This is a genomic window from Synergistaceae bacterium (assembly GCA_012728235.1).
GTDB lineage: Bacteria > Synergistota > Synergistia > Synergistales > Synergistaceae > JAAYFL01.
In genome coordinates, this window is record JAAYFL010000087.1 from 1 (window position 1) to 3,709 (window position 3,709).

Here is a 3,709-nt window from a genome sequence, read left to right on the forward strand (position 1 = left end):
CTCAAGAAATGCATATCTTTCACCAGATGAGAGAAAAGCATCTCTCTGTTTGAATCGCAGCCTTTCAAACGCAAAAAAGCGTATAATGGAAGGAGAAAGAGATGCCGCTCTCATAAGAGATTCTATAATATCTCAGATATCTTCTGAACCTCTTGCGAGAATTGATTATATTGAAATACTAAATGCCGAAACATTTTGTCCCACTGACAAAATAGTTCATAACACTCTCGTAGCAGCAGCCGTTTATTTCGGAAATACGAGGCTGATAGACAACTTTACTTTTGAAGGAGAAACAAAATGATACTCACAATGCTGAAATCAAAAATACATCGAGCCATAGTGACCGAGTCAAACATCAATTACATTGGGAGCATAACTATTGATAAAGAGTTGATGGATGCTTCAGGAATACTTGAGTATGAGAAAGTGGCGGTATTGGATATAGAGAACGGGAATAGATTTGACACTTATGCGATTGAAGGAGAGAGTGGGAGCGGAATCGTTTGTGTCAATGGCGCTGCAGCAAGGTTAGTACAGTGCGGAGACAAAGTTATAATTCTTGCTTACTGTCATATAGATTCTGCTGAAGCGAAGTCCCACTCTCCCAAAACAGTATTTATGGGAGCAAATAATCAGGTTCTCGAAATTAAAAACAGCGAAGATTAACCGAAACGAAGCGAAGAGGTCAACCCTGCTCAGCTGCGACAATATATTATTTCGGTTCTAACAGAAGCGGAAAATCATTACGTAGTGCGCCGTGCTCCCCAACATTACAAAAACATGAAACAGCTCATGAAATCCCAGCCAGCTAGGAAAGATGTTGGGTTTTTTTATGGCATACATGACCCCGCCGATTGTATAAAGCACGCCACCCATTAAAAGCCATATAATCGAGCGAACTCCACCTGCTTTATAAAGCGGTGCCACGGCGAAGACGGCAATCCAGCCCATTATGATATATATCCCAGTATAGACAGATCTGGGAATATTGAAAAAAAAGATTTTACTTACTATTCCTATAGCAGCGCAACTCCATATAACAGATAAAAGGGTATACCCCAACCATCCTCTCAGCAAGGTAAGACAGATGGGCGTATATGTACCAGCAATAAGCACAAATATCATGCTGTGATCTATTTTCTGAAGTACATTGATAACTTTATCTGTTGCGTTCACCAAGTGATAGACAGTGCTTGCTGTATAAAGAAGTATCATGCTTGCTCCAAATATAGAGAAAGAGACTATTTGCCAGACGTTTCTATTTGTAATCGCTACATACAAAAGAGACAGAAGGGCTACGACGGATAGAACAGCTCCCGCTAAATGACTAAAGCCGCTTGCCGGTTCACGAAAAAACTTTTTCAATTAGGTCACTTCCAATTTATTATGATGTATAAGTATACTCCTACATGAAGCATCTTTAAATATTATTTACGAAACTTTCCTCGTCTATTATAACCCCTTCAAGTTTTTATGTTGACCTGCTTCATATGACATTAAATTAATTCTACCGAGACGCCGAATATTTCCATTTATTGACAGTCATGTATACTCATGGTATACATATTATAGACAACAAAGACTTGTGGGGGTGGCAGAGTTAACATTTCGGATCCAATGCATGATAGGTCAATAGCTCTTGCCGACTGCAACAATTTCTTTGTTTCTTGTGAGCGTAGGGCAGATAATAGCCTCGATCACTGTCCTGTTTTGGTTCTTTCCTCCAATGATGGCTGTGTTATCTCTCGTTGCAATGAGGTCAAAAAAATGGGAATCAAAATTGGAATTCCTTATTTTAAAGTTAAAGATTTGCTCGCCCATAACGGAGTTAAAATAAGATCTACAAATATGACTCTATATCAAAAAATATCTGCCGAAGTAATGGCTACTATCAGACAATTCTCTGATACCTTAGAGATATACTCAATAGACGAGTGTTTTTTTAGCTTAAGAATAAACTCTGTAAAAGACCCTCTCTCCTACTGCCGTAAAATTAAAGAGGCAGTATGGAAAGAATCCAGAATCCCTATATCTGTAGGTATAGCCCCAACGAAAACTCTTTGTAAGTTGGCTGTGGAATATGCAAAAAAAAACGAAGAGACAGGCGGTGTCTATTGGCTTCAAAGAGATCAGTATTCTAACTCGGAGTTCATGTCTCGTTTTGATTGCTCAGCCATATGGGGTATAGGAAGAAAAAGCAGCGACAAATTATTGAAATATGGAGTGAGAAAGGCCTCAGACTTTATCAAGAAGGATGAGATGTGGGTAAAGAAAAATTTTAATATCAGTGCCCTTTACACTCTGTGGGAGTTAAAAGGCTTCCCGGCACATGGTATAGACAGCGGAGAGAAGCCACCAAAATCTATTATGGTTTCCAGATCATTTGGAACAGCTATTACCACTTATGAAGAATTGCTCGACCCTCTTCTCTGTTTTACAGTATCTGCAGGGAAACAGCTGCGTAAGGCTAAGCAGATGGCAGGGAAGCTGTCGGTTTTTATATCAACAAGCAGATTTAACGAGGACAACTATTATGCCAACAGTAAGGAAATTTCCTTTGATAATCCCTGCTGCACAGATTCAGAGCTAATGGAGTGCACAGAAGCTATTTTTGAGGAAATTTTTATGCCTGGATATGAATATAAAAAATGTGGAGTCATTTTGTCCAACTTTGTAGATGTGTCTGCGGGAATTCAAACTTCTCTGTTCGAAGAAAAAAGATGTGAGGATGAAAAGAATCTCAGGGTTGCCTCCGCTGTAGACTCTATAAACAACAAATTTAAACAGGGAATCATAAAGCCGGCAAGTCTCTTCGAAGCACCGGATCAGGAGAAAAAATGGGCTCCTAAATCTGAATTCCATTCAAAAAAAGTAGAGAAAAAAGAAGACTCATCTCTACCTGACGGAATACGTTTCCAAAATCACTCCGAAGATTTTGTATCTTAATATTTGTTGTATATCATTTAGATTTTAAATTAAAATTCTAGTGCTTCGCTTTTCCCAGTTTCAGTTAATTTTAGCGTGCTCATATCAACCTCTTTGGTTGGATCAATTGTGTGATAGTACCAATTTTTACTGATATCATCATAAATAAGAGCCCAGTTTAACGTAGACTTTAATTCAAAATCAATTCCATAGATATCTTTAAACCGCAAAGAGTACCCATTCTCTATAGTTATTCTCAGCGTTGCTCCGCTGGGAGTGTAATAAAGATGATTGATTGGCTTATCTTTCCAATCGTCAGGATCCAATCCAATATCCGTCCATCTCCTGTCTCCCCAAGTAAGACCGTAACTGCCACTTTCATTAAATTTTTCTATCATTTTATCTATCATATTTGGAACTATTTCTGCAAAGTTGTTGCCTAAGGGCGTCAGAGGAGGAGTATCTTTTGATATTTTTAAAACCCAAAGCTGATCGGGAATAGACCATTCGTATCTAGCGCCTTCGTGCAGCGGTGAGACCATATTCAAGAGACAGTTGTTTTTTACCAGAGCCTCGACCCTTTTTGCATCAGTATCAATCCCAGCAAAAACATCTTCGGCATTTGTAGTTTTATTGTCGTAATTAACGCTCCTATATATCCTTGTTGCGGAATTTAATATTGCTATATTCGAACGATCAAAAGCCAATTCAGTTTTTTCCAAAAAGCGTACATAGGCCATGAAAATAGAAAAGGAGAGAATCACAATTATTATGATTACTATGA

General features: G+C 38.4%; 5 protein-coding genes. 3 read left to right on the forward strand and 2 right to left on the reverse strand.

Features of this window, described 5'->3' with window-relative positions; genetic code table 11:
- Both GXZ13_05970 and GXZ13_05975 read left to right on the forward strand, forming a co-directional pair.
- Nucleotides 1-301: 4-phosphopantoate--beta-alanine ligase (locus tag GXZ13_05970; GenBank protein NLX75360.1), on the forward strand; the 301-nt coding region annotated here is incomplete at its 5' end.
- The gene (locus tag GXZ13_05975; GenBank protein ID NLX75361.1) at nucleotides 298-666 is read left to right on the forward strand and encodes an aspartate 1-decarboxylase; all 369 of its coding nucleotides are present in this window, start codon (nucleotides 298-300) and stop codon (nucleotides 664-666) included. The genes GXZ13_05970 and GXZ13_05975, both read left to right, overlap by 4 nt.
- Before the next feature lie 57 nt (nucleotides 667-723).
- Here the strand turns inward: GXZ13_05975 and GXZ13_05980 are convergent, their stop codons facing one another.
- The gene (locus GXZ13_05980; protein NLX75362.1) at nucleotides 724-1,365 is read right to left on the reverse strand and encodes a hemolysin III family protein; all 642 of its coding nucleotides are present in this window, start codon (nucleotides 1,363-1,365) and stop codon (nucleotides 724-726) included.
- A gap of 252 nt (nucleotides 1,366-1,617) precedes the next feature.
- Between GXZ13_05980 and GXZ13_05985 the strand changes: the two genes are divergently transcribed.
- Entirely contained in the window at nucleotides 1,618-2,946 is a 1,329-nt protein-coding gene (locus GXZ13_05985; GenBank protein ID NLX75363.1) for a Y-family DNA polymerase, read from the forward strand.
- A gap of 29 nt (nucleotides 2,947-2,975) precedes the next feature.
- Here GXZ13_05985 and GXZ13_05990 read toward each other — a convergent pair.
- The coding region (locus GXZ13_05990) for a hypothetical protein (protein ID NLX75364.1) at nucleotides 2,976-3,709 on the reverse strand (734 nt) is incomplete at its 5' end.

Coding starts and splice junctions, on each gene's coding strand:
- GXZ13_05975 (NLX75361.1), top strand. CDS start 298: ATGATACTCACAATGCTGAAATCAAAAATACATCGAGCCATAGTGACC.
- GXZ13_05985 (NLX75363.1), top strand. CDS start 1,618: ATGCATGATAGGTCAATAGCTCTTGCCGACTGCAACAATTTCTTTGTT.